Source organism: Nocardioides sp. NPDC006303, from assembly GCF_040613175.1.
Classification (GTDB): Bacteria; Actinomycetota; Actinomycetes; order Propionibacteriales; family Nocardioidaceae; genus Nocardioides.
Map to the genome: position 1 here is coordinate 94,467 of NZ_JBEXRR010000004.1, position 21,091 is coordinate 115,557.

At 70.7% G+C, this 21,091-nt stretch carries 17 protein-coding genes; 7 read left to right on the forward strand and 10 right to left on the reverse strand.

The window, feature by feature from the left end; translation table 11 throughout:
* The first annotated feature begins 10 nt into the window (after positions 1-10).
* The 3 genes from speB (at position 11) to ABZY89_RS05075 (ending at position 3,133) form a co-directional block, all read left to right on the forward strand.
* On the forward strand, positions 11-1,057 hold the full coding sequence (speB, locus tag ABZY89_RS05065) for an agmatinase (protein WP_355225150.1): 1,047 nt from the start codon (positions 11-13) through the stop codon (positions 1,055-1,057).
* A gap of 1 nt (position 1,058) precedes the next feature.
* Positions 1,059-2,411 (forward strand): NAD(P)/FAD-dependent oxidoreductase, encoded by a 1,353-nt coding sequence (locus ABZY89_RS05070; RefSeq protein ID WP_355225152.1) that lies wholly within the window; start codon positions 1,059-1,061, stop codon positions 2,409-2,411.
* Positions 2,412-2,536: 125 nt separating this feature from the next.
* Positions 2,537-3,133, forward strand: a complete 597-nt coding sequence (locus ABZY89_RS05075) for an adenylate kinase (protein ID WP_355225154.1) — start codon at positions 2,537-2,539, stop codon at positions 3,131-3,133.
* On the opposite strand, the gene ABZY89_RS05080 is transcribed toward ABZY89_RS05075, so the two are convergent.
* Complete coding sequence (locus ABZY89_RS05080) at positions 3,106-3,996, reverse strand: LysR family transcriptional regulator (RefSeq protein ID WP_355225375.1); 891 nt, start codon at positions 3,994-3,996, stop codon at positions 3,106-3,108. The two genes, ABZY89_RS05075 and ABZY89_RS05080, sit on opposite strands and share 28 nt — an antisense overlap.
* Before the next feature lie 71 nt (positions 3,997-4,067).
* On the opposite strand from ABZY89_RS05080, the gene gabT reads away from it, so the two are divergent.
* The 3 genes from gabT (at position 4,068) to ABZY89_RS05095 (ending at position 10,467) form a co-directional block, all read left to right on the forward strand.
* Complete coding sequence (gabT, locus tag ABZY89_RS05085) at positions 4,068-5,405, forward strand: 4-aminobutyrate--2-oxoglutarate transaminase (RefSeq protein WP_355225156.1); 1,338 nt, start codon at positions 4,068-4,070, stop codon at positions 5,403-5,405.
* Positions 5,402-6,862, forward strand: coding sequence for an NAD-dependent succinate-semialdehyde dehydrogenase (locus ABZY89_RS05090; protein ID WP_355225158.1), 1,461 nt, complete (start codon positions 5,402-5,404; stop codon positions 6,860-6,862). The genes gabT and ABZY89_RS05090 overlap by 4 nt, the downstream gene beginning before the upstream one ends.
* Positions 6,863-7,014: 152 nt before the next feature.
* Positions 7,015-10,467, forward strand: coding sequence for an indolepyruvate ferredoxin oxidoreductase family protein (locus tag ABZY89_RS05095; RefSeq protein ID WP_355225160.1), 3,453 nt, complete (start codon positions 7,015-7,017; stop codon positions 10,465-10,467).
* Here ABZY89_RS05095 and ABZY89_RS05100 read toward each other — a convergent pair.
* The 3 genes from ABZY89_RS05100 to ABZY89_RS05110 all read right to left on the reverse strand — a co-directional run bounded on the left by ABZY89_RS05100 (position 10,464) and on the right by ABZY89_RS05110 (position 14,391).
* Entirely contained in the window at positions 10,464-10,985 is a 522-nt protein-coding gene (locus ABZY89_RS05100) for a hypothetical protein (protein ID WP_355225162.1), read from the reverse strand. The genes ABZY89_RS05095 and ABZY89_RS05100 overlap by 4 nt on opposite strands.
* A gap of 113 nt (positions 10,986-11,098) precedes the next feature.
* Positions 11,099-13,222: an acetate--CoA ligase family protein gene (locus ABZY89_RS05105; RefSeq protein ID WP_355225163.1), complete on the reverse strand. Its 2,124-nt coding sequence runs from the start codon at positions 13,220-13,222 to the stop codon at positions 11,099-11,101.
* The gene (locus ABZY89_RS05110) at positions 13,219-14,391 is read right to left on the reverse strand and encodes an acyl-CoA dehydrogenase family protein (RefSeq protein ID WP_355225165.1); all 1,173 of its coding nucleotides are present in this window, start codon (positions 14,389-14,391) and stop codon (positions 13,219-13,221) included. The genes ABZY89_RS05105 and ABZY89_RS05110 overlap by 4 nt, the downstream gene beginning before the upstream one ends.
* A gap of 141 nt (positions 14,392-14,532) precedes the next feature.
* Here ABZY89_RS05110 and ABZY89_RS05115 point away from each other — a divergent pair, with 141 nt between their 5' ends.
* On the forward strand, positions 14,533-15,177 hold the full coding sequence (locus tag ABZY89_RS05115) for a helix-turn-helix domain-containing protein (RefSeq protein ID WP_355019804.1): 645 nt from the start codon (positions 14,533-14,535) through the stop codon (positions 15,175-15,177).
* 21 nt (positions 15,178-15,198) lie between these two features.
* On the opposite strand, the gene ABZY89_RS05120 is transcribed toward ABZY89_RS05115, so the two are convergent.
* The 6 genes from ABZY89_RS05120 to ABZY89_RS05145 are packed head-to-tail and all read right to left on the reverse strand — an operon-like array spanning position 15,199 to position 21,087.
* Positions 15,199-16,059, reverse strand: coding sequence for a MaoC/PaaZ C-terminal domain-containing protein (locus tag ABZY89_RS05120; RefSeq protein ID WP_355225167.1), 861 nt, complete (start codon positions 16,057-16,059; stop codon positions 15,199-15,201).
* The gene (locus ABZY89_RS05125; protein ID WP_355225169.1) at positions 16,056-16,970 is read right to left on the reverse strand and encodes an SDR family oxidoreductase; all 915 of its coding nucleotides are present in this window, start codon (positions 16,968-16,970) and stop codon (positions 16,056-16,058) included. The genes ABZY89_RS05120 and ABZY89_RS05125 overlap by 4 nt, the downstream gene beginning before the upstream one ends.
* A gap of 25 nt (positions 16,971-16,995) precedes the next feature.
* Entirely contained in the window at positions 16,996-18,138 is a 1,143-nt protein-coding gene (locus ABZY89_RS05130) for a thiolase (protein ID WP_355225171.1), read from the reverse strand.
* The gene (locus ABZY89_RS05135; RefSeq protein WP_355225173.1) at positions 18,135-18,566 is read right to left on the reverse strand and encodes a Zn-ribbon domain-containing OB-fold protein; all 432 of its coding nucleotides are present in this window, start codon (positions 18,564-18,566) and stop codon (positions 18,135-18,137) included. Before ABZY89_RS05135 ends, ABZY89_RS05130 begins: the two co-directional genes overlap by 4 nt.
* The gene (locus ABZY89_RS05140) at positions 18,563-19,444 is read right to left on the reverse strand and encodes an MBL fold metallo-hydrolase (RefSeq protein ID WP_355225175.1); all 882 of its coding nucleotides are present in this window, start codon (positions 19,442-19,444) and stop codon (positions 18,563-18,565) included. The genes ABZY89_RS05135 and ABZY89_RS05140 overlap by 4 nt, the downstream gene beginning before the upstream one ends.
* A complete protein-coding gene (locus ABZY89_RS05145; protein ID WP_355225177.1) occupies positions 19,441-21,087 on the reverse strand; it encodes an ABC transporter substrate-binding protein in 1,647 nt (548 codons plus the stop codon). The genes ABZY89_RS05140 and ABZY89_RS05145 overlap by 4 nt, the downstream gene beginning before the upstream one ends.
* Positions 21,088-21,091 lie beyond the last annotated feature (4 nt).

A 21,091-nucleotide genomic window follows, 5' to 3' on the forward strand; every position in this document is an offset into this window, starting at 1 on the left:
GAAGAACGCCATGGCTCGCTACGGAACCCAGTTCGGCCCCGACATCACCTTCCTGGGTGTCGACCGGTGTGACTGGGCCGACCCCGCGACGTACGAGGGTGCCGATGTGGTCATCCTCGGTGCCCCCTTCGACGGAGGTACGTCGCACCGGTCGGGCACCCGGTTCGGCCCGCAGTTCATCCGGCAGACCTGCTACCTGCCCCACGACGGGTCGCGGCCCTCGCTCGCGATGCGCGTCGACGCGCTGCGGGACCTACGTGTGCTGGACGCGGGTGATGTGGAGATGTACTCCGGCGACGCCGAGCGGTCTGTGCGCGATCTGCAGGAGGCCGTGCACGCCGTGACGAGCAACGGCGCCATCCCGCTGGTGCTGGGCGGAGACCACACCATCGCCTGGCCCGACGCCGCCGGCGTCGCCCAGCACCTCGGCCAGGGACGCGTCTCGATGATCCACTTCGACGCCCATGCCGACACCGGCGACATCGAGTTCGGCTCGCTGATCGGGCACGGCCAGCCGATGCGCCGGCTCATCGAGTCCGGAGCCCTGCGCGGCGACCGGTTCCTGCAGATGGGGCTGCGCGGCTACTGGCCCGAGCCCGAGACGCTGGACTGGATGGCCGAGCAGGGCATGCGCTCCTACGAGATGACCGAGATCGTGCACCGCGGCCTGGAGGAGTGCCTGACCGAGGCGTTCACGATCGCCACCGACGAGTGCGACGGGGTCTTCCTCTCGGTCGACATCGACGTCTGCGACCCCGGGCATGCCCCCGGCACCGGCACGCCGGAGCCGGGCGGCCTGACCGCCCGCCAGTTGCTCGACTCGGTCCGCCGGATCGCCTACGAGCTGCCGGTCGTCGGCATCGACGTCGTCGAGGTCTCCCCGCCCTACGACCACGCCGACATCACCTCGTTCCTCGCCAACCGGGTCGTCCTCGAGGCGCTCTCGGGCATCGCCCGCCGCAAGCGCGACGAGGCCGACGGCACCCGCTGGGACCCGAGCCTTCCGCTGCTCGCCCAGCGCCCTGACCAGCGGCCCACCGACAAACAGGAGAACTGACATGACCACCCACGACGTGATCGTGGTCGGCGCCGGTGTCACCGGCCTGACCGCGGCCTGGCGACTGGCCCAGGCAGGACAGGACGTGCTCGTCCTGGAGGCGCGCGACCGCGTCGGCGGCCGGCTGCGTACGGAGGCGCACGGTGCGCCCGGGGAAGAGGCAGACTTCGAGATCGGCGGCCAGTGGGTCTCGCCGGACCAGGACGCCCTGATCGGGATCCTCGACGAGCTCGGCCTACCGACCTACCCGCGTTTCCGCGAGGGTGAGTCGCTCTACGTCGACAAGGCGGGGGTGGCGCACCGTTTCGGCGACGACCTGCCGGTCGGCGAGGCCACCTCGGCCGCCATCGCGCAGCTGACCAAGACGCTCGACGGGCTGGCCGCCGCGATGGACCCGGCCCGGCCGTGGGAGCTCGACGACGCCGACCACCTCGACAGCGTCTCGTTCCGTGCCTGGCTCGAGCAGCAGTGCGACGACCCGGTCGCCGTCGACAACGTCGCCCTCTACATCGGGCCCGCGATGCTGACGAAGCCCGCCCACTCGTTCTCCGTGCTCCAGGCCGTGCAGATGGCCGCGAGCGCGGGGTCGTTCAGCAACCTCGTCGACGCCGACGTGATCCTCGATCGCCGGGTCGTCGGAGGCCTGCAGCGAGTGCCGTTGACGCTGGCCGAGCGGCTGGGGGACCCGGTCCGCCTCGGGCAGGACGTCACGCTGGTGGAGTGGGACGAGGACGGCACCGTCGTCCACGTCGGCACCGAGATCCATGCCGCGCGCCGGCTGGTCCTCGCCGTGCCGCCGACCCTGGTCAAGCGGATCCGGTTCAGTCCCGAGCTTCCAGCCGAGCACCGGATCGCCCGCGAGCACCAGTCGTTCGGGCTGGTCATCAAGGTGCAGGCGCAGTACGAGACGCCGTTCTGGCGTGCCGACGGGCTCAGCGGCACCGGCTTCGCACCCTGGCAGCTGGTCCACGAGGTCTACGACAACACCCCCGAGGGCGAGCAGCGCGGGACGCTGGTCGGCTTCGTCTCCGACGAGCGCGCGGACGCGGTCGGCAGGCTCTCCGACGCCGAGCGGCGGCATCAGGTGCTCGAGTCGCTGGCGGCGTACTTCGGGGAGGCGGCGCTCGAGCCGCTCACCTTCGTCGAGAGCGACTGGCAGCACCAGGAGCTCACCGGCGGTGCGTACGGGACGAGCTTCGACCTGGGTGGGCTGACCCGCTGGGGCGCGGTGCTGCGCGAACCGCTCGGGCCGATCGAGTTCGGCAGCAGCGACGTCGCCGGCCACGGCTTCCAGCACGTCGACGGCGCCGTACGTGTGGGCGAGGAGATCGCTCGCCGGATCGGCGGCCGCTGACCCAGAGGTCTGGCAGAGGTCTGACCGGATGCAACGTGATCGCAGCGAAGCGACGCCTAGCCTCCGACCTGGCGCGCTCATCGTGGGGGTGAGCGCGCCACCCTCGAGAAAGGTCCACCCTTCGTATGCGCCTCCTCCTCATGGGTCCGCCCGGTGCCGGCAAGGGCACCCAGGCCGCCGTCATCGCCGAGCGGTTCGCAGTGCCGGCGATCTCGACCGGCGACATCTTCCGGACGAACGTCGCCCAGCAGACGACGCTGGGCGTGGCGGCACAGACGTACATGGACGCGGGGGAGTACGTCCCGGACGAGATCACCAACGCCATGGTCGCCGACCGCCTCGCCGAGCGTGACTGCGCCGACGGGTTCCTCCTCGACGGCTATCCGCGCACCCCGCAGCAGGTCGTCGAGCTCGATTCGCTCCTCGAGCTCTCCGGCGTCGGGCTCGACGCTGTGGTGCTGCTCGAGGCGGACCCCGACGAGCTGGTGAGCCGGCTCCTGGCCCGGTCCGAGGAGCAGGGCCGCGCCGACGACACCGAGTCGGTCATCCGCCGCCGGCTGGAGGTGTACGCCGCCGAGACCGGCCCGCTCGCCGACAGCTACGCCGAGCGCGACCTGCTCGCGAGGGTCGACGGCCTCGGCCCGGTCGACGAGGTCACCGAGCGGATCCTGGCCGCCCTGACGTCGATGTCGGCTCAGCGGACGGCGACCTCGGCACCGTAGCGCTCGACGCAGAACGCCGAGAGCCGCTCGGCCAGGGCCGCGAGGGCCTCGGCGGCGTGGTGCTGCGGGTCCCAGGCGGCGTACAGCCTGATCCGGACCCTCCCGGCCGGTGCCTCGATGTGCAGGGGCACCAGGCCGAAGCGCGGGTCGTCGGAGACGACCGCGATCCCGCGGCCCGAGGCCGCGAGGGCCTGCGCGACCTGGGCGTTGGTCACCTCGAGGACGTCGCCGTAGCCCACGGCGGCGTCCTCGACCGCTGCGTCCAGGAGCGGCCGTGGCCGCAGATCCTCGGTGAGGAGCACGAGCGGCCGCGCCACCAGATCGCGTACGTCCACGGACCCCCGCTCCGCCCACGGATCGTCGGGCCGGACATAGGCCCACACCGGCAGCACGGCGAGCGCTCGCGAGGCCAGGGACCTGGCCGGGGGCCGGGTGACGATCGCCAGGTCGGCACCGGCGCGGACGGCCGCGGCCGCGCCGCGCGGATCGAGCTCGCGGACCATCGCCACCGGGTCGTCGGGCCCGAGCGTCGCCAGGAACGGCGCGAGCACGTCGGTCAGTGTCGTGGAGGGCACCGCGAGATGGAGCTCGTCGAGCCGGCCGGAGGCGAGCACCTCGACGGCGCGCTCGAGGTCGTCGGCGTGCGCGAGCAGGTCGCGGGCACGGGGGAGGAGGTCCTCGGCCGTCCGGGTCAGGCGCAGCCGTCGGCCTTCCCTTGCGAACAGCGGCACGCCCAGGTTCGCCTCGAGCTGGCGCAGCTGCCGCGACAGCACCGGCTGGGTCACGTGCAGCACCTCGGCGGCCCGGGTCGCGGAGCCCGCGTCGGCGGTGGCGACGAAGTAGCGCAACAGCCGCAGATCCATGCTCACGAGACATGATTGTAGTAGTCAAAAGGTCTTGGACGACATGTGTCGTGGAGGATCATGCTGAACCCATGACCGAGTCCTCGACCCTCGAACAGTCCCGTCTCCTGCGTACGCCGCTTCCCGGCCCGCGCTCCCAGGAGCTCATGGCCCGCAAGGTGGCGGCCGTGAGCCAGGGTGTGGCCACGACCATGCCCGTCTTCGCCGCCCGCGCGGCCGGCGGGATCGTCGAGGACGTCGACGGCAACCGCTTCATCGACCTCGGCTCCGGCATCGCCGTGACCACCGTCGGCTCCAGCGCCGCCAAGGTGGTCGAGGCGGTCGCCGACCAGGTGGCGGCCTTCACCCACACCTGCTTCATGGTCACGCCCTACGAGGGCTACGTGGCCGTCGCCGAGCAGCTCGCCCGGCTCACCCCCGGTGACCACGAGAAGCGCACCGCCCTGTTCAACTCCGGGTCCGAGGCCGTCGAGAACGCGGTCAAGATCGCCCGCTCGTTCACCGGCAAGGACGCGGTCGTCGTCTTCGACCACGCCTACCACGGGCGCACCAACCTCACCATGGCGATGACCGCGAAGAACATGCCCTACAAGCACGGCTTCGGGCCGTTCGCGGGTGAGGTCTACCGGGCGCCGATGTCCTACCCGTTCCGCGACGCCGCCGAGATCGACGGCAAGCTGGCGGCGGCCCGGGCGACCTCCCTGATCGAGACGCAGGTCGGTGCCGAGAACCTCGCCGCCGTCGTGATCGAGCCGGTGCAGGGCGAGGGCGGCTTCATCGTCCCGGCACCGGGCTTCCTCTCCGCGCTGGCGGAGTGGTGCCGGGCGAACGACGTGATCTTCGTGGCCGACGAGGTGCAGTCCGGCTTCGGCCGAACCGGCACCTGGTTCGCCGTCGAGCACGACGACGTCGTCCCGGACCTGGTGGTCAGCGCCAAGGGCATCGCCGGCGGCCTGCCGCTCTCCGCGGTGACCGGCCGAGCCGACGTCATGGACGCCGTCCACCCGGGCGGCCTGGGCGGCACCTACGGCGGCAACCCGCTCGCCTGCGCCGCCGCGCTCGCCGTGATCGAGACCATCGAGGCCGACGACCTGCTCACCCGGGCCCGCGCGATCGAGGAGCGTCTCCTCGGTCGGCTCCGTGACCTGCAGGCGAGCGACCCGCGCATCGGCGACGTACGCGGCCGGGGCGCGATGATCGCGGCCGAGTTCGTGGACCCGGCCACCGGCAACCCGGACGGTGCGGTGGCCAAGGCCGTCGCGGCCTACGCTCACAGCCAGGGTGTCATCACCCTGACCTGTGGCACCTGGGGCAACGTCATCCGCTTCCTGCCCCCGCTGAGCATCTCCGACGAGCTGCTCGACGAAGCCCTGGACGTACTCACGACCGCACTGGAGGAGACCAAGTGACCACGAGCACCGAGACGAGCTACCTCGACGCCCTCGAGCCCGGCAGCGGCGTCCTCGTCGGCGGCCGGTGGCGTCCGGGCACAGCCGGCGTCTTCGCGGTCGAGAACCCCGCCACCCGTGATCTCGTCGCCGACGTCGCCGACGGATCCAGCGAGGACGCGACCGCGGCCGTCGACGCGGCAGCCGAGGCGCTGCCCGCGTGGTCGGCGCTCCCGCCGCGAACCCGCAGCGACCTGCTCAGCCGCGTACGTGACCTGATGCTGCGCGACGCCGACGAGCTCGCCGCCCTGATCGCGCTCGAGAACGGCAAGTCCCTCGCCGACGCCCGCGGCGAGGTCGTGTACGCCGCCGAGTTCTTCCGCTGGTACGCCGAGGAGGCCGTGCGTCCCCACGGCGACTTCGGTTCCTCGCCGGCCGGCGGCACACGCACCATCGTCACCCACAAGCCGGTGGGCGTGGCCGCCCTCGTGACGCCGTGGAACTTCCCGGCCGCGATGGCCACCCGCAAGATCGCGCCGGCCCTCGCGGCCGGCTGCACGGTCGTGCTCAAGCCAGCGGCCGAGACGCCGCTGACGGCCCTCGCGGTCGCCCGGCTGATCGCCGAGGCCGGCGTGCCGGACGGCGTCGTCAACGTGGTGCCCGGCTTGGACGCCGCCGGCATCGTCAGCACCTGGCTCGCCGACGCACGGGTCCGCAAGATCTCCTTCACCGGCTCGACCGGCGTCGGCCGCATCCTGCTCCGCCAGGCCGCCGACCGGGTCGTGAACACCTCGATGGAGCTCGGCGGCAACGCGCCGTTCGTGGTGACCGCCTCGGCGGACGTCGAAGCAGCGGTCGAGGGCGCGATGGTCGCCAAGTTCCGCAACGGGGGACAGGCCTGCACCGCGGCAAACCGGCTCTACGTCCACGCCGACGTCGCCGAGGAGTTCACCGCCCGCCTCGGTGCGGCCGTGGAGGCGCTCCGGGTCGGGCCCGCCGAGCAGGGCAGCGACATCGGCCCGCTCATCTCCGCGAAGGCGTACGCCACCGTCACCGGCCTCGTCGACGCCGCCGTGGCCGCCGGCGCCGAGATCGCCCACCGCGCCGAGGTCCCCGCCTCGGAGGGCTACTTCTACCCGCCCACGGTTCTGACCGGCGTACCGGCCGACTCGCCGCTGCTGCGCGAGGAGATCTTCGGGCCGGTGGCACCGATCGTGGTCTGGAACGACACCGAGGAGCTGCTGGCCTCCGTCAACGACACCGAGTTCGGCCTGGCGGCGTACGTCTTCGGCGAGATGGGCGAGGCGCTGCACGTCGCCGAGCGGATCGACGCCGGGATGGTCGGGGTCAACCGCGGCCTCGTCTCCGACCCGTCGGCGCCGTTCGGCGGGGTGAAGCAGAGCGGCATCGGGCGCGAGGGCGCGCGGGCCGGGCTGGAGGAGTACCTGGAGACGCAGTACCTCAGCGTCGCCTGGTGATTGGCATCACGCCCGTTCCATCAACGATGATGTGACTCAGGCCACCCGCACACCCTGCGGGTGGTTCCTTCGGGACAGCCCCACCCCGGCAGTCCCGGCAAACGCTCCAGACGGACCACCAGCGCCGCCCGGCAGATTGAGGAGTCACCCCTATGACCGCAGTGTTCGAGCCCGGGACCTCGTTCGAGGCCTACGACCTGGCAGACCGCTATCGAGTCGGAGCCGGCCCGGTGTTGCTCACCGGGATCCAGGCGATCGCGCGGATGCTCGTCGAGCAGCGGGCCCTTGACCAGCGCCGCGGCCTGCGGACCGGCACCTTCATCTCCGGCTACCCGGGCAGCCCGCTCGGCGGTCTCGACCAGCTGCTGCTGGGCCTGCCGAAGGAGATGGCCGACGCCGACATCACCGTGGTCCCTGGCCTCAACGAGGAGCTCGCCGCCACCGCGGTGTGGGGTTCGCAGTCTGCCGTCACCCTCGACACCGAGCGCTACGACGGCGTGACCGGGGTCTGGTACGGCAAGGGTCCCGGCGTCGACCGCGCGCTCGACGCGATGCGTCACGCCAACATGTACGGCGCCCACCCGACCGGCGGCATGCTGATGCTGGTCGGCGACGACCCGGCCGCGAAGTCGTCCACGGTGCCCGCGGTCAGCGAGCGCACCCTGGCCTCGCTTGGCATCCCGGTGCTGTTCCCGCGCAACGCCTCCGAGATCGTCGAGTACGGCATGGAGGGCATCGCCCTTTCGCGCGCCTCCGGCTGCGTCGTCGCGCTCAAGATCGTCGCCGACGTCGCGGACGGCGCCTGGGTGGTCAACCCGGAGATCGGCGTACTCGATCCGGTCACCCCGAAGACCGAGTGGGAGGGCGTCCCCTACTCCTACGAGCCGACCAAGATCGAGCTCTTCCCCGACCGGATCGTCGGCGCCGAAGCGAAGCTCTACGGCCCCCGGATGAACGTCGTGAAGGCGTACGCCGCCGAGAACCGCCTCAACCGGATCGAGGTCAAGGCACCGAACGCCAAGGTCGGCATCGTCGCCTCCGGCTCGTGCTACGACTCGATGCGCCAGGGCCTGAAGGACCTCGGCCTCGACCACGACGCCCTGGTCGCCGCCGGGATCCGAGTGCTGCGCCTGGGCATGATGTGGCCGGTCGAGCCGACGATCGTCTCGGAGTTCGCCGACGGGCTCGAGGAGATCGTCGTCGTCGAGGACAAGACCTCCTTCATCGAGCAGGGCATCCGCGAGATCCTCTACGGCGCTCCCTCCGCTCCCGTCATCATCGGCAAGAAGGACCGCAACGGTGTCCCGCTGGTCCCGCTCGACGGCGAGCTGACCGCCGGCCGCCTGCTCGCGCCGCTGCGTCGTGCGCTGAAGGGCCACGCCCAGCTGAAGGCCGCCGGGCCCGCCCGGATCGACCTGCCGCTGCTCTCGACCTCGCGCACCCCCTACTTCTGCAGCGGCTGCCCGCACAACCGCTCCACCGCGCTGCCTGACGGTTCGCTGGGCGGCGGCGGCATCGGCTGCCACACCCTGGTGACCGCCTCCCAGCGTGAGGACAGCGCGGTCGTCGGCATCACCCAGATGGGCGGCGAGGGCTCGCAGTGGATCGGACAGGCGCCCTACAGCCACGCCGGCCACACGTTCCAGAACGTCGGTGACGGCACCTTCTTCCACTCCGCGCAGCTGGCCATCCAGGCGTGCGTCGCGGCCGGGGTCAACATCACCTACAAGCTGCTCCACAACGACGTCGTCGCGATGACCGGTGCCCAGAAGCGGCAGGGCGAGGTCGCGATGGCGCAGCTGACCCACAAGCTGATGAACGAGGGCGTCAAGGCGATCATCGTCGTCGCCGACGAGCCGAAGCGCTACCGCCGCGCCCACTTCCCCGCAGGCGTACGGCTGTGGCACCGCGACCGCCTCGACGACGCCCAGCGGGAGCTGCGTGAGGTCGAGGGCGTGACCGTCCTGATCTACGACCAGCACTGTGCCGCCGACGCGCGACGTCAGCGCAAGCGCGGCACGATCGAGGCCCGCAACACCCGGATCGTGATCAACGAGGCCGTGTGCGAGGGCTGCGGCGACTGCGGCGTGAAGTCCAACTGCCTCTCCGTGCAGCCGGTCGAGACCGAGCTGGGCCGCAAGACCCGCATCGACCAGACCTCCTGCAACACCGACTACACCTGCGTCGAGGGGGAGTGCCCCTCCTTCATGGCCGTCGAGACCGACCCGACGGTCAAGAAGGCGAAGAAGTCGACCCCCGAGCCGCCGACGGTGGCCGACCCGGGCTACGGCGAGCTGGAGCGGACGTACGGCGTCTTCATGGCCGGCATCGGCGGCACCGGCATCGTCACGGTCAACCAGGTGCTCGCGACCGCCGCGCTGCGCGCCGGCTTCGGCGTGGAGTCGCTCGACCAGGTCGGGATGAGCCAGAAGGCGGGTCCGGTGACGGCGCACCTGCGGTTCGGCCCGGGCGCGATCGACCCCTCCAACCGGGTCACCCCCGGGTCGGCCGACGCGCTGCTCGGCTTCGACCTGCTCACCCTGGCCGAGGGCAAGAACCTCGCCTACGGCGACCCGGCGCGCACCCGCGCGGTCGTGTCTACCAGCAAGACGCCGACCGGGCCGATGGTCTACGACAAGGACATCGCCTACCCGGCCGACGACGAGCTGCTCACCCGCGTGAACAGCGCGACGTCCTCGCTGCGTGCCTTCGACGCGCTGGCGGCGGCGGAGACGCTCTTCGGCAACACCGCCGCGGCCAACTTCCTGCTGGTCGGCGCCGCCTACCAGACCGGCGCCCTGCCGATCCCCGCCGAGGCGATCGAGGAGGCCATCGGCATCAACGGGGTCGCGGTCAGCGCCAACGTCGCCGCCTTCCGCTGGGGCCGCGCCTCGGTCGCCGCGCCGGAGGAGTTCGCCAAGGTCACCGGCACCGCGACCGCTTCGGTCGAGGAGATCGCCGTGCCGGCTCTGGACGCCGCGACGTTCGACGGCGAGGTGCGCCGCCTCGCCGGGGTCCGCGCCCCGAAGCTCGTCGCCTTCCAGAACCAGGCAACCGCCCGGGACTACGTCGAGACCGTCGACCGGATCTGGAACGCCGAGCGAGCGGTGACCGCGGACACCCGCTTCTCCGAGGCCGTCGCCCGCTACCTGTTCAAGCTCACCGCCTACAAGGACGAGTACGAGGTCGCCCGGCTCCTCACCGCTCCGGCCGCCTTGGACGGTGTCCGTGCCGAGGTCCAGGGCAAGATCAGCTTCAAGCTCTCCCCGCCGATCTTCGGCGCGTTCCTGAAGGGCGGCAAGATGTCCTTCGGCCCGCGCTCCCACTTCATCCTGCGCCTGCTGGCGACGCTGAAGTTCCTCCGCGGCACGGTCTTCGACCCCTTCGGTCGCTTCCACGTACGCCGCACCGAGCGCGCCCTGCTCGCGCACTACTCCGCGCTGGTCACCGGCCTCGCCGCCGACCTCACCGAGGAGTCCTACGCCAGGGCCGTCCGTCTCGCGGAGCTCCCGGACATGGTGCGGGGCTATGAGAGCGTGAAGATGCGCAACGTCGAGGCCTACCGCGAGGCGCTTGCCGCCGAGGGAATCGACCTGACGGTCTAGAGCACCTTGTGGGTGCTGGACGGACCATCACCCACGCCGAACGCCTCTGCCAGCCTCGACGGCACACCAGCGCTGTCGAGGCTGGCCTCCACCTTGCGGATGTTGCGGGCCGACGGGTAGGCGAAGTAGGCCATCAGGACCAGCGAGATGGCACCACCGATGAGGTACGTCATCAGCTGCCCCTCGGTGAGGACGAAGGCCAGGGCGAGAGAGACGAGTGCGACGGCCTCGCCGAGGACGAGCCGCAGGATCATCGACGTCTGGTGCTTCTGCAGGCCCTCGCTGGTCGCCTTCTCCGGAGGGGTCCCGGGCGTGATCGGCGCGGCGCGGAAGCCGATCGCCGAGCACAGCACGGCCATGACCACGCCGGCCGCGACCTGCCCGCCGATGACGTACGCCGAGGGCAGCTGCAGGTCGGCATCGGGGATGCTGAGCGCGACGATGACCCCCAGCCCCACGACCATGGTCATGAACGCGAGCGCCATCATCTGTGCCGTACGTGCCAGTGGTGCGGTCATCTGAGCTCCTTCTCGGGCTTGCGGTGACCGGCAATCTAGCCGACGCCGGGACCGGTCGTCGCGAGGCCACTCCGGCCCGAGGCGCTGTTCGCGCCCCGGGCCTCGTGAGCGGCTCAGCTCCGCCAGGTGATCAGCGCGTCGAGCGCCTCGATCCGGTCCCCGGAGACCAGCAGCGGGTTGACCTCGAGCGACTCGAGGTCGTCGCCGAGAGCGACGGCGATCGCGCCGATCCTGGCCACCACGCCGGCGAGCGCGTCCAGGTCGGCCGGAGCCTGGCCTCGGGCGCCCCGGAGGACGGCGGCACTGCGCAGCGACTCGACCGCCTGCTGAGCCTCGGCCTCCGAGACCGGCAGCAGGCGGAGCTGGGAGTCGCCGAGGATCTCGACCCAGACGCCGCCCATCGCGACCGCCAGCGTGAGACCCCACGACGGGTCGCGGACGACACCGACGAGCAGCTCCGTGCCACCCGATCGCATCGGCTGGACGACGGTCGTGGTGCCGTCGTGGCCCGCCTGCGCGAGGGAGCCGGCGATCCGCGCAGCCGCGGTGCGTACGGACTCCGCGTCGTTCAGGCCGAGCTCTACGCCACCGAGGTCGCTCTTGTGCTCCAGATCGTCGGCGGCCGCCTTCAGCACCACGGGGAAACCGACCTCCTCGGCGTGGTGCGCGGCCTCGTCGGGGGAGGTGGCCACCCGGGACGGCACCATCGGGACGCCGTTGGCCGCCAGGAACCCGGACGCATGACGCTCGGTCCACGTCCCGGCACGTGGTGGCAGCCCGTCCGTCATGGTCACCTCGACCGCGACCGGCGCATCCGCGCCGGACTGATGGCGCCGGTAGGTCTGCGACCAGCGGACCGCGTGGCCCAGCGCCGTCATCCCGTGCTCGATGCCACCCGCGATCTGCGGGTAGCCGGCCGCCTCCCGAAGGGCCCGCCCGGTCTCGCTCACGTCGATCAGGACGTTGCCCACGATCACGACCGGTTTCGGCGAGGACCGGATCACCCCTGCCGTGTGCCGGTAGGTCTCCACCGCGAGGTCGAAGTCGGGTGTCGTCCGGGGCATGTCCTGCAGCAGCATGATGACGTCGACACCGGGATCGGCGGCGACGACGCCGAGCGCCTTCGACATGAGCTGCCGGTCGAGCAGCACGTACCCGGTGACGTCGAGCGGGTTGTTCGGCGTGGCGAAGGGCGGCAGCACCTCGCGTAGCGCTGTTGTGGTCGCCTCGGCGAACTCCGGGAGCTCGAGTCCTTCGTCCTCGGCACGGTCGGAGATGATCTCGGAGGCGCCGCCCGAGGGGGTGACGACGCCGATCCGGTTGCCCGGGAGCGGGCCGGTCTCGGCGAGCATGCCGGCGGTGACCATCAGGTCCTCCAACGAGCCCACGCGGATCACGCCGAGCTGACGGAAGGCGGCGTCGACGGTCTTGTCGTCACCCACCAACGCACCCGTGTGGGCCTGTGCGGTCCGGGATGCCTTGGCGCTGCGGCCGATCTTGAGAGCCACGATCGGCTTGCCCGCCGCCAGCGCCCGCCGGGCGATCTCGGCGAACTCCTCCGGGTGCCGGATGCTCTCCAGGAAGAGCGCGATCACCTTCGTCTGCGGTGAGTCGACCAGCGCGTTCATCACGTCGGTCACCGACATCGCGGTCTCGTTGCCCATCGAGACCAGGAGGGAGATCCCGATGTTGCGGGCCTGGGCGAAGGCCAGCACGTTGCTGGCCAGCGCACCGCTCTGCAGCACGACCCCCACCGAACCACCCAGGAGCGGCGGCGGGATCGGCAGTCCGTACGGAGTGATCGAGTCGGCCGCGTTGATGAACCCGTTGCCGTTCGGGCCGAGGACGGTCAGGTCGTGCCTGCGGGCGATGTCGGCGACCTCCTGCTCGCGGACCACGCCCTCCTCACCGACCTCGCCGTAGCCGGCGGTGAGGATGACGTAGTTCCGGATGCCACGGGCCGCACCCTCCTCGAGGACCAGCGGCACGACCTCGATCGGCGTCATGACGTAGACGAGGTCGACCGGTCCCGGGATGGCGGAGAGGCTGCGGTGGGTCTCGACACCGTGGACGACAGGCGTCTTGGGGTTCACCAGGTGCACGTCACCGGAGAAGCCGTGCTGGAGAAGGTTGTTGTAAGTGCTCAGTGACCAGCCCGACTTGTCGGTCGCCCCCACCAGGGCGACCGACTTCGGGCGGAAGAACTCCTGCAGTCGGTCGGCGTCGACGGTGCTCATGCCAACGACGCTCCCACCTTGACGTTGCCCTTGAGGAGATTTCGGGCGATCGTACGGCGCTGGATCTCGTCCGTGCCCTCGAAGATGCGCAGCAGGCGCAGCTCGCGGTACCAGCGCTCCAGAGGGAGCTCCTTGGTGTAGCCCATCCCGCCGTGGATCTGGAGGACGCGGTCGACGACGCGGTTGGCCATGTTGGTGCCGTACAGCTTCGCGATCGAGGAGGTGTGCCGGGCGTCCATCTTGTTCTCGACCTGCCACGCGGCGTGCAGGGTCAGCCAGCGGGCGGCCTCCAGCTCGACGGCGCTGTCGGCGATGTGGCCCTGGATGAACTGGTAGTTGGCGATCGCCTGGCCCATCGAGTGCCGGTTGTTGGCGTGCTCGATCGCCATCTCGAGCATCCGCTCCGCGGCGCCGATGGCCCCGGCCGGGATCATGAAGCGACCGTTGCCGATCCACTGCATCGCCAGCTCGAAGCCCTTGCCCTCCTCGCCGAGGATGTGGTCGTTCGGGACGCGCACGTCCTGGAAGCTCAGCGCCGCCGGACCCCACTCGCCCATGGTCGGGATGGGCGTGGACTCCCAGCCCATCGCCCGGTCGACCAGGAAGCAGGTGACGCCGCCGTCGGCGCCCTTCTCCGGGTCCGTGACGGCGAAGACCATCACGAAGTCGGCCTCGTTGCCGTTGGTGATGAAGACCTTCTCGCCGTTGATCACCCAGTCGTCGCCGTCCCGGACCGCCCTGGACCGGATGCTGCGGGCGTCGGAGCCGGCGCCGGGCTCGGTGATCGCGAAGCAGCTGCGGCGCTCACCCTCGATGGTCGGGATGAGGTACTCCTGCTTCTGCGCCTCGGTGCCGGCGTAGAGGATGTTGTCGGCGCTGCCGCCGAAGCGGAACGGCACGAAGGTGCGGCCGGCCTCACCGGCGATGATCGCCGACATCACGGCCCCCGCGGCCATGCCGCCGTACTCCTCCGGGGTGTTGATGCCCCAGTAGCCGTACTTGCGGGCCTTGGCCTGCAGGTCCTTGAGCTGTCCCGGCTCGAGCGCAGGACGGCCGTTGCGCTCGTTGAGGAGGACCTGGTCCTCCAGTGGCATCACCTCCTTGGTGACGAACTGGCGCACGGCCTCCTTGACTGCTCGATGCTCTTCTCCCAGCGCGAAGTCGATCATTGCCCGCTCCTTCGGTTAGAGTGAGTTTCTAGAATGGTTTTCTAGAATGAACTATGAGAAGCGTCACGCAGTAGCGGTTCGTCGTCAAGAGGAATTGCGCATATTGTGAGAAGATCCCGGCACCACGACGAGGAGTGAACGATGGCCCTAGAGGTCGAATCGCAGCGCCCGGGAGGGCGTCGCTGGGCGAAGACCGAGGAGACGCGCCGTCAGCTCCTGGACGCGTCGCGCGAGGTCTTCGCGGAGAAGGGCTACGCAGTGGCCAGCGTCTCCGACGTCGTCGCCCGTGCCGGCTCCAGCGTCGGGAGCGTCTACCACCACTTCGGTGGCAAGGAGCAGCTCTACCTCGCCCTGTGGGAGGAGTACGTCGACCGGCTGGCCGCGGCTGCGGCCGCCAGCGTCGCGAAGGCGCGCAAGAGCGGCGTCGAGGCGCCGCTCGACCAGTTCGAGGCGGGTGCCCTGGCCTACCTCGACGCGGTATGGGAGGACCGCGAGCTGCTGCCCGTCTTCTACGCCGGCGACGGCCCGCCGGGGTTCGAGATGATGCGCCGCCGTCGCAACATCGAGTGGATCCGCCGCAACCTGCAGGTGCTCGGCCTCGGTGTCAGCGACGAGAACCAGCTGCTCGGCGCGATCCTGACCGCGCTCATCGGTGAGGCGGCCCGGATGACGGCCGCGTGCGAGACCAAGCGCCAGGCACGGCGGGTGTCTCGGCACGCGATCGCGTTGGCCCAGCGGCTCTTCGTCGGGGAGGTCGCCGAGCCCGCGGCTCAGGCGGCCGAGTAGCTCCCAGAGTGCGTTCGACGGTCAGCGCCATGTGGCCAGCCCGCGGTCGATGACCACGGTGCCGTCCTCCTTCCTGGTCTGGAAGGCGGTCGTCACCTCATCGACCCGCCACATCGCGACCTGCAGGGTCTCGCCGGGAAGGACCGGTGAGGAGAACCGGCCGGCCATCGAGGCCATCGCGTCCCCGTCGCCTCCGGCCATCGTGCCGATCAGCGCGCGGCCGGTGACCCCGTAGGTGCACAGCCCGTGCAGGATCGGGCGCTCGAAGCCGCCCCGCGCGGCGAAGCGCGGGTCCGAGTGCAGCGGGTTGTGGTCGCCGCTGAGCCGGTAGAGCAGGGCCTGGCCGGGCCAGGTCGGCATCGTCACCAGCTCGTCGGGATCGCGGTCGGGGATCGGAGAGGCGACCCTGGGCCCGGGGTCGCCGCCGAACCCGCCCTCGCCCCGGATGAACACGGAGCTGCGCGTGGTCACGACGGGTTCGCCCGTCGCCGGGTCGACCGCCTCGGCCTCGCTCGCGACCAAGGCTCCCGAGCCCTTGTCGTACATGCCGGTCACCTGGGACGTCAGCGAGACGGTCCCCTCCGCGGCCAGCGGCCGGTGCAGGACGACCTCCTGTTCGGCGTGGACCAGCATGGCCGGGTTGAAGTCGCCCATCCTTCTCCCGCCGCGCCTGGCGCCCCAGGTGACCATCACGCCGAACGTTGGCAGCACCTTCTGCTCGGGGCACGCATCGTCGCCGTGCTCGCTGGTGTAGCGCAGGTCGGTCAGCGGGTCGTCGTGGCCGGCGCCGACACCGAGGGCGTACAGCAGCGTGTCGGCACTGCTCCAGGACCGCTCCTCCGGCTCGGAGCGCACGCCGATGACGGACTGGTCCAGACTCATGCCTGCGGGGTCCTTCCACTGGTGAGCGAGTTCGCCCGTGCCTCCGCGATCATGCTGGGCAGCACCACTTCGAGCTCCTCGACGGTCCACGGGCCGTCCTTCTCGTCGGTGGGGCCGGCGACCCAGCCCTCGGCCACGCTCACGTGCCCGCCGCGTACGTTGAAGACGCGACCGGTCACCTCGCGCGCGGACGGCGAGGCCAGCCAGGCGACCACGGGGGAGACGTTCTCCGGTGCGCCCGGGTTCCACTCACCCTCGGCCACCTGGGGCCGGTTGGGGTTGAGGTTCTCGGTCATCCGGGTCAGCGCTGCCGGGGCGATCGCGTTGACGGTGATGCCGTATCGGCGCAGCTCCTGGGCGGCGATCACGGTCATCGCCGCGATGCCGGCCTTGGCGGCGCCGTAGTTGATCTGCCCCGGGTTGCCGTAGATCCCGGAGGAGGAGGTGGTGTTGATGATCCGGGCATCCACGTCCTCGCCCTGCTTGGAGAGCTCGCGCCAGTGCTGGGCGGCCACGCTCATCGGCGCGAAGGTGCCGCGCAGGTGGACCTTGATGACGGCGTCCCACTCGTCGATGGACATGTTGACCAGCATCCGGTCGCGCAGGATCCCGGCGTTGTTGACCAGTACGTCGACCCGGCCCCACTCGTTGAGGGCGTCCTGCAACAGCTTCTCGGCGCCCTCGGGATCGCTGATGTCGCTGCCGTTGGCGATCGCTTCGCCGCCGAGTGCGCGTACCTCCTCGACGACCTGCTGCGCGGGGTCGTCGGCCTTGCCGGTGCCGTCGAGGCCGGCGCCGAGGTCGTTGACCACGACCGCCGCGCCGCGGCGGGCGAACTCGAGGGCGTGCGCGCGGCCGAGGCCGCGGCCGGCGCCGGTGATGATGACGACCTGTCGGTCGGTGCTTGCCATGGGTCTGCTCCTTCGGGTGGTGGGGTCAGCGCTGGTTGGCGAGGATCAGGGTCGCCGCGCTCATGAACATGCCGCCGTTGCCGAGCACCAGGCTGGTGCCGACCCCGTCGACCTGCGCGGCGGCCTCGCCGCGCAGCTGGCGTACGGACTCCTGGATCGCGAACATCCCGTACATGCCGGTGTGGGTGTAGGACAGGCCGCCGCCGTTGGTGTTCATCGGCAGGCGTCCGCCGGGGGAGGTGTGCCCGTCGGCGACGAACGCACCCGACTCCCCGCGGCCGACGAAGCCCATGTCCTCCAAGCCGTAGAGCGGGACGTGCGCGAAGGCGTCGTAGATCATCAGGTGATCGATGTCGGAGGGGGAGGTGCCCGACTCCTTGAACGCCGCCTGGCTGGACAGCGTGAACTGCTTGCAGCGGGTCATGTCCTCCATCTGCGAGATCAGCGGTGTGGTGGCCGCCTCGCCGGTGCCGAGGATGTGGACCAGCGGCTTGTCGCTCCCGTGCGCCTCGGCGAACTCGCGGGAGGCGACGACCAGCGCGCCACCGCCGTCGGTCACCAGGCAGCACATCAGCAGGGTGAACGGGTCGGCGATCATCTTGGCGCCGAGGACGTCGTCGACGCTGACCTCCTCCCGGAACATGGCCCGAGGGTTGCGGGAGGCCCAGCGCCGCTGGGCGACCGCGACCTCGGCGAGCTGCTCGAGAGTGTTGTCGGTCTCGTGCAGGAACCGTCGGGCAGGCACGGTGAAGCTGGTCGGCGGACCGGTGATCCCGTACGGCATCTCGAACTGCGCCATCACCGAGTCGTTGGCGCGCGGGTGCATCGGCGCGCCCACCCGGGACCGGCCGGACTCGCCGTGAGTCACCAGCACCACGTCGGCGTAGCCCGCCTTGATCGCCGCCGTCGCGTGACGTACGTGGAAGAGGAACGAGGAGCCGCCGACGCCGGTGCCGTCGACATAGGTCGGGGTGATCCCCAGGCTGTGGGCGACCTGGATCGGGCCGGGGATCGAGACCGAGGCGATGCCGTCGACCTGGTCCTTGGTCAGGTTCGCGTCCGCGAGGGCCCGGCGGGCGCCCTCGACGTGCAGCTCGAGGGTCGAGGTGGTGGGCAGCTTGCCGATGTCGGTCTCGGCGGCACCCATGATGACGACGTCGCGGCTCATCGGGCGTTCTCCTTCACCGGGGCGAAGACGGGCACGGCGACGCCGGTGCGCTGCTCGAAGCGCACCTCCACCGGCATGTCGAGCTCGAGCGCGTCCGGGTCGGCCTCGACCAGGTTGGTCATCATCCGCGGGCCCTCGTCGAGCTCGACCACGGCGATCACGGTCGGCACCGGGAAGCCTGGCGCGGGACGGTGGGAGACGACGTACGTGTGCAGCCGCCCCTTGCCGGAGCAGGTGACCCACTCGAGGTCGGTGGAGCCGCACCGCGGGCACGAGGAGCGTGGGTAGAAGAAGACCTGGTCGCAGGGGCGGCACCTCGGCAGGTCGAGCCTGCCGGCCGCGGTGGCGTCCCAGTAGGGCTGGGTCTCCGGGGTCGCCCGTGGCGCGAACCGCGCCTCCGGAGAGACCTCGGGGTTGGTCGTACTCATACGGTGCTGCCTTTCTCCCGCTTCCCGAGGGCGCGAGTGTCGAGGTAGTGGAGGATGGCCTCGACCGAGGCCCGGGCGGCCGGACGACGCTGGTCGTCGACCTTGGCGTAGACGTGGTCGGTCACCTGATCGCGGGCGACGCCGTCGGCCAGCAGGCCGGCGACCTGGTCGATCCGGCGCTGCCTGTCGGCGATCCGCGCCCGCAGGTACGTCGTGGGCTCGCGTACCGCCGGCCCGTGTCCCGGCAGGAGGGTCCAGTCGTCGTCGACCAGGCCGGCTATCCGGGCCATCGAGCCGAGCATGTCCGCGATGGTGCCGTCGGGGTGCGAGATGTAGGGGTTGAACCGGGCCAGCACGGTGTCCCCGGTGAGCATCACGCGGCGGTCGCCGAGCGAGAAGCTCACCCCGTCGGAGGTGTGCCCGGGAGTGGTGAGAGTGCGGATCTCGGTGCGCCGGCCCAGGTCGATCCGGGTCCCGTCCGGGATGATCCCGTGCTGGATCCGTGGCCTGATCGGCGCCTGCCATCGCTCGGCCACCGCATGGGCGGCTTGGGAGTGGTCGCCGTGATGGTGGCTGAGGAGGATCGTCTCGACGCGGGCGCCGGCCCCGCGCACCACCTCGTCGATCCGGTCCAGGTGGTCGGGGTCGGTCGGACCGGGGTCGATGACCACCGCCCGACCTTCCCCGACGACGATCCAGGTGTTGGTGCCCTCGTACGTCCAGTGGTTGGCGTTCGGCGCGAGCAGCAGGTGGACGCCATCGGTGACCTCCACCGGCTCCTCGGGTCGCGGCGGTGCCCCGCCGACGTCCCAGATCGCGTCGATGCGGCAGGAGTCGTCCCGACGGTACTCGTTCTGGACGGGAGGGCCGCTGCTCACTCCTGCTCCATCCAGACGTTCTGGAGCTCGCGGGAGCTGTAGTCCGGGTGCGGGTGGTAGTCGTGGACCTTGCCCGAGTAGAGCGTCTGGGTGTCGTAGGCGTAGAGCGGCAGCGGGGTGGAGACGTTCTCCATGATGTAGCGCTCGATGTCCTGCAGCGCCTTCTCCCGCTGCGCCTCGTCGGTGATGACGCGCTGGGCGGCGACCATCTCGTCGAGCTCCGGGTCGTCGACCTTCGACCAGTTGCGCGTGCCGGTGCTGGTGTACTCCGAGGTGAGGTACTCGTCCGCCGTCAGCATCGGGGTCTGCAGGCCGTACATGATGTCGTACTTGGTCTCCGGCCAGGTCGAGCTGACGTAGGTGGCGTAGTCCTGCTGGTCGATGGTCAGCTTGATGCCGATCTTGGAGAGGTCCTCCTGGACCCACTGGGCCTCGCGCAGGATGGTCTCGCCGTAGCCGTCGGTGGCGACCAGCTCGGCCGAGAAGCCGTTGGGGTAGCCGGCGTCGGCCAGGAGCTTCTTGGCCTTCTCGGGGTCGTACTCCAGCAGCCCGTCGACCTCGTCCTGGGGCAGTGCCCCGAAGAGGGTCGGCGAGATGGGACCGGTGAGCGACCCGCCCGAGCGGAGGGCCTTGATCATCCCCTCCTTGTCGATCGCGTGCGCGACCGCGCGGCGGACCTCGACCTTGCTGAACGGCCCCTCCTGGGCGTTCATGAAGACCCGGGTCTGGGTGATCCCCTTCTCCGTACGCAGCTGCAGCCCGTCGATCTGGCTGAGGAGCTGGTCGACCTGGCGTTTCTCGGTGGAGAGCGAGGAGATCATGTCGAGCTTGCCGCTGCGCAGCGCGGCGATCTGCGCCTGGGCGTCGGGGAGCACGGTGGTCTGGATTCCGTCGAGGTGGGGGAGGCCCTCGATGAAGTAGTCGGGGTTCTTCTCCATCACCCGCTCCTGGTCGCGCTTCCAGCTCTTCAGCACGAACGGGCCGGTACCGATCGCCTCCTCGGCCAGGTTGAACTCGCCCTTGGTGCCCTCGCAGGGGAGGATCGCCATGAACGGGTTGGCCATCGTCTGGTCGAAGGCGGTGTTCGCCGACCCGAGCGTGAAGACCACGGTGTACGGGTCGGGGGTCTCCAACTTGGTGACGCCGGCGACCAGACCGAGCTGGTGGCCGGGCAGGGACTTGATCCGGTCGACCGTGCACTTGACGTCGGCCGAGGTGAACTCGCGCCCGTTGACCGGCGGCTTGTCGTGGAACTTGACGCCCTGACGGAGGTTGAAGGTCCAGGTCTTCAGGTCCTCCGATTTCGACCACTTCTCGGCCAGGTCGCCCTCGAGCTCGCTCGAGCCGTACTCGACGTCCTTGCCGGTCTTCGGTGCGACCAGCCGGCTGTAGACCGTTCCGACCGCGACATGGGTCATGTAGGACGCCTCCTTCTGGATGTCCAGCGAAGGCGCGTCGGCGGTGGCCGCGGTGTGCAGGATGCCGCCGTCCTGGGGCGGCCCGGCGTCCTCGACGATCTTGCCTTTCCCGGCGGCGGTTCCGCCCGTGCCGCAGGCGGCGGTCAGGGCGAGGCAGGCAGCGGCCGCGACCGCTCCGGCGGTCCGGACCTGTGATCTCGTGAGGCGAAGCATGGGGTGGGACATCACG

Excerpts from the sequence above, each read along its gene's own strand:
- speB (WP_355225150.1), top strand. The coding sequence starts at position 11 with ATGGCTCGCTACGGAACCCAGTTCGGCCCCGACATCACCTTCCTGGGT.
- ABZY89_RS05070 (WP_355225152.1), top strand. The coding sequence starts at position 1,059 with ATGACCACCCACGACGTGATCGTGGTCGGCGCCGGTGTCACCGGCCTG.
- ABZY89_RS05075 (WP_355225154.1), top strand. The coding sequence starts at position 2,537 with ATGCGCCTCCTCCTCATGGGTCCGCCCGGTGCCGGCAAGGGCACCCAG.
- ABZY89_RS05080 (WP_355225375.1), bottom strand. The coding sequence starts at position 3,996 with ATGGATCTGCGGCTGTTGCGCTACTTCGTCGCCACCGCCGACGCGGGC.
- gabT (WP_355225156.1), top strand. The coding sequence starts at position 4,068 with ATGACCGAGTCCTCGACCCTCGAACAGTCCCGTCTCCTGCGTACGCCG.
- ABZY89_RS05095 (WP_355225160.1), top strand. The coding sequence starts at position 7,015 with ATGACCGCAGTGTTCGAGCCCGGGACCTCGTTCGAGGCCTACGACCTG.
- ABZY89_RS05100 (WP_355225162.1), bottom strand. The coding sequence starts at position 10,985 with ATGACCGCACCACTGGCACGTACGGCACAGATGATGGCGCTCGCGTTC.
- ABZY89_RS05105 (WP_355225163.1), bottom strand. The coding sequence starts at position 13,222 with ATGAGCACCGTCGACGCCGACCGACTGCAGGAGTTCTTCCGCCCGAAG.
- ABZY89_RS05110 (WP_355225165.1), bottom strand. The coding sequence starts at position 14,391 with ATGATCGACTTCGCGCTGGGAGAAGAGCATCGAGCAGTCAAGGAGGCC.
- ABZY89_RS05115 (WP_355019804.1), top strand. The coding sequence starts at position 14,533 with ATGGCCCTAGAGGTCGAATCGCAGCGCCCGGGAGGGCGTCGCTGGGCG.
- ABZY89_RS05120 (WP_355225167.1), bottom strand. The coding sequence starts at position 16,059 with ATGAGTCTGGACCAGTCCGTCATCGGCGTGCGCTCCGAGCCGGAGGAG.
- ABZY89_RS05125 (WP_355225169.1), bottom strand. The coding sequence starts at position 16,970 with ATGGCAAGCACCGACCGACAGGTCGTCATCATCACCGGCGCCGGCCGC.
- ABZY89_RS05130 (WP_355225171.1), bottom strand. The coding sequence starts at position 18,138 with ATGAGCCGCGACGTCGTCATCATGGGTGCCGCCGAGACCGACATCGGC.
- ABZY89_RS05135 (WP_355225173.1), bottom strand. The coding sequence starts at position 18,566 with ATGAGTACGACCAACCCCGAGGTCTCTCCGGAGGCGCGGTTCGCGCCA.
- ABZY89_RS05145 (WP_355225177.1), bottom strand. The coding sequence starts at position 21,087 with ATGTCCCACCCCATGCTTCGCCTCACGAGATCACAGGTCCGGACCGCC.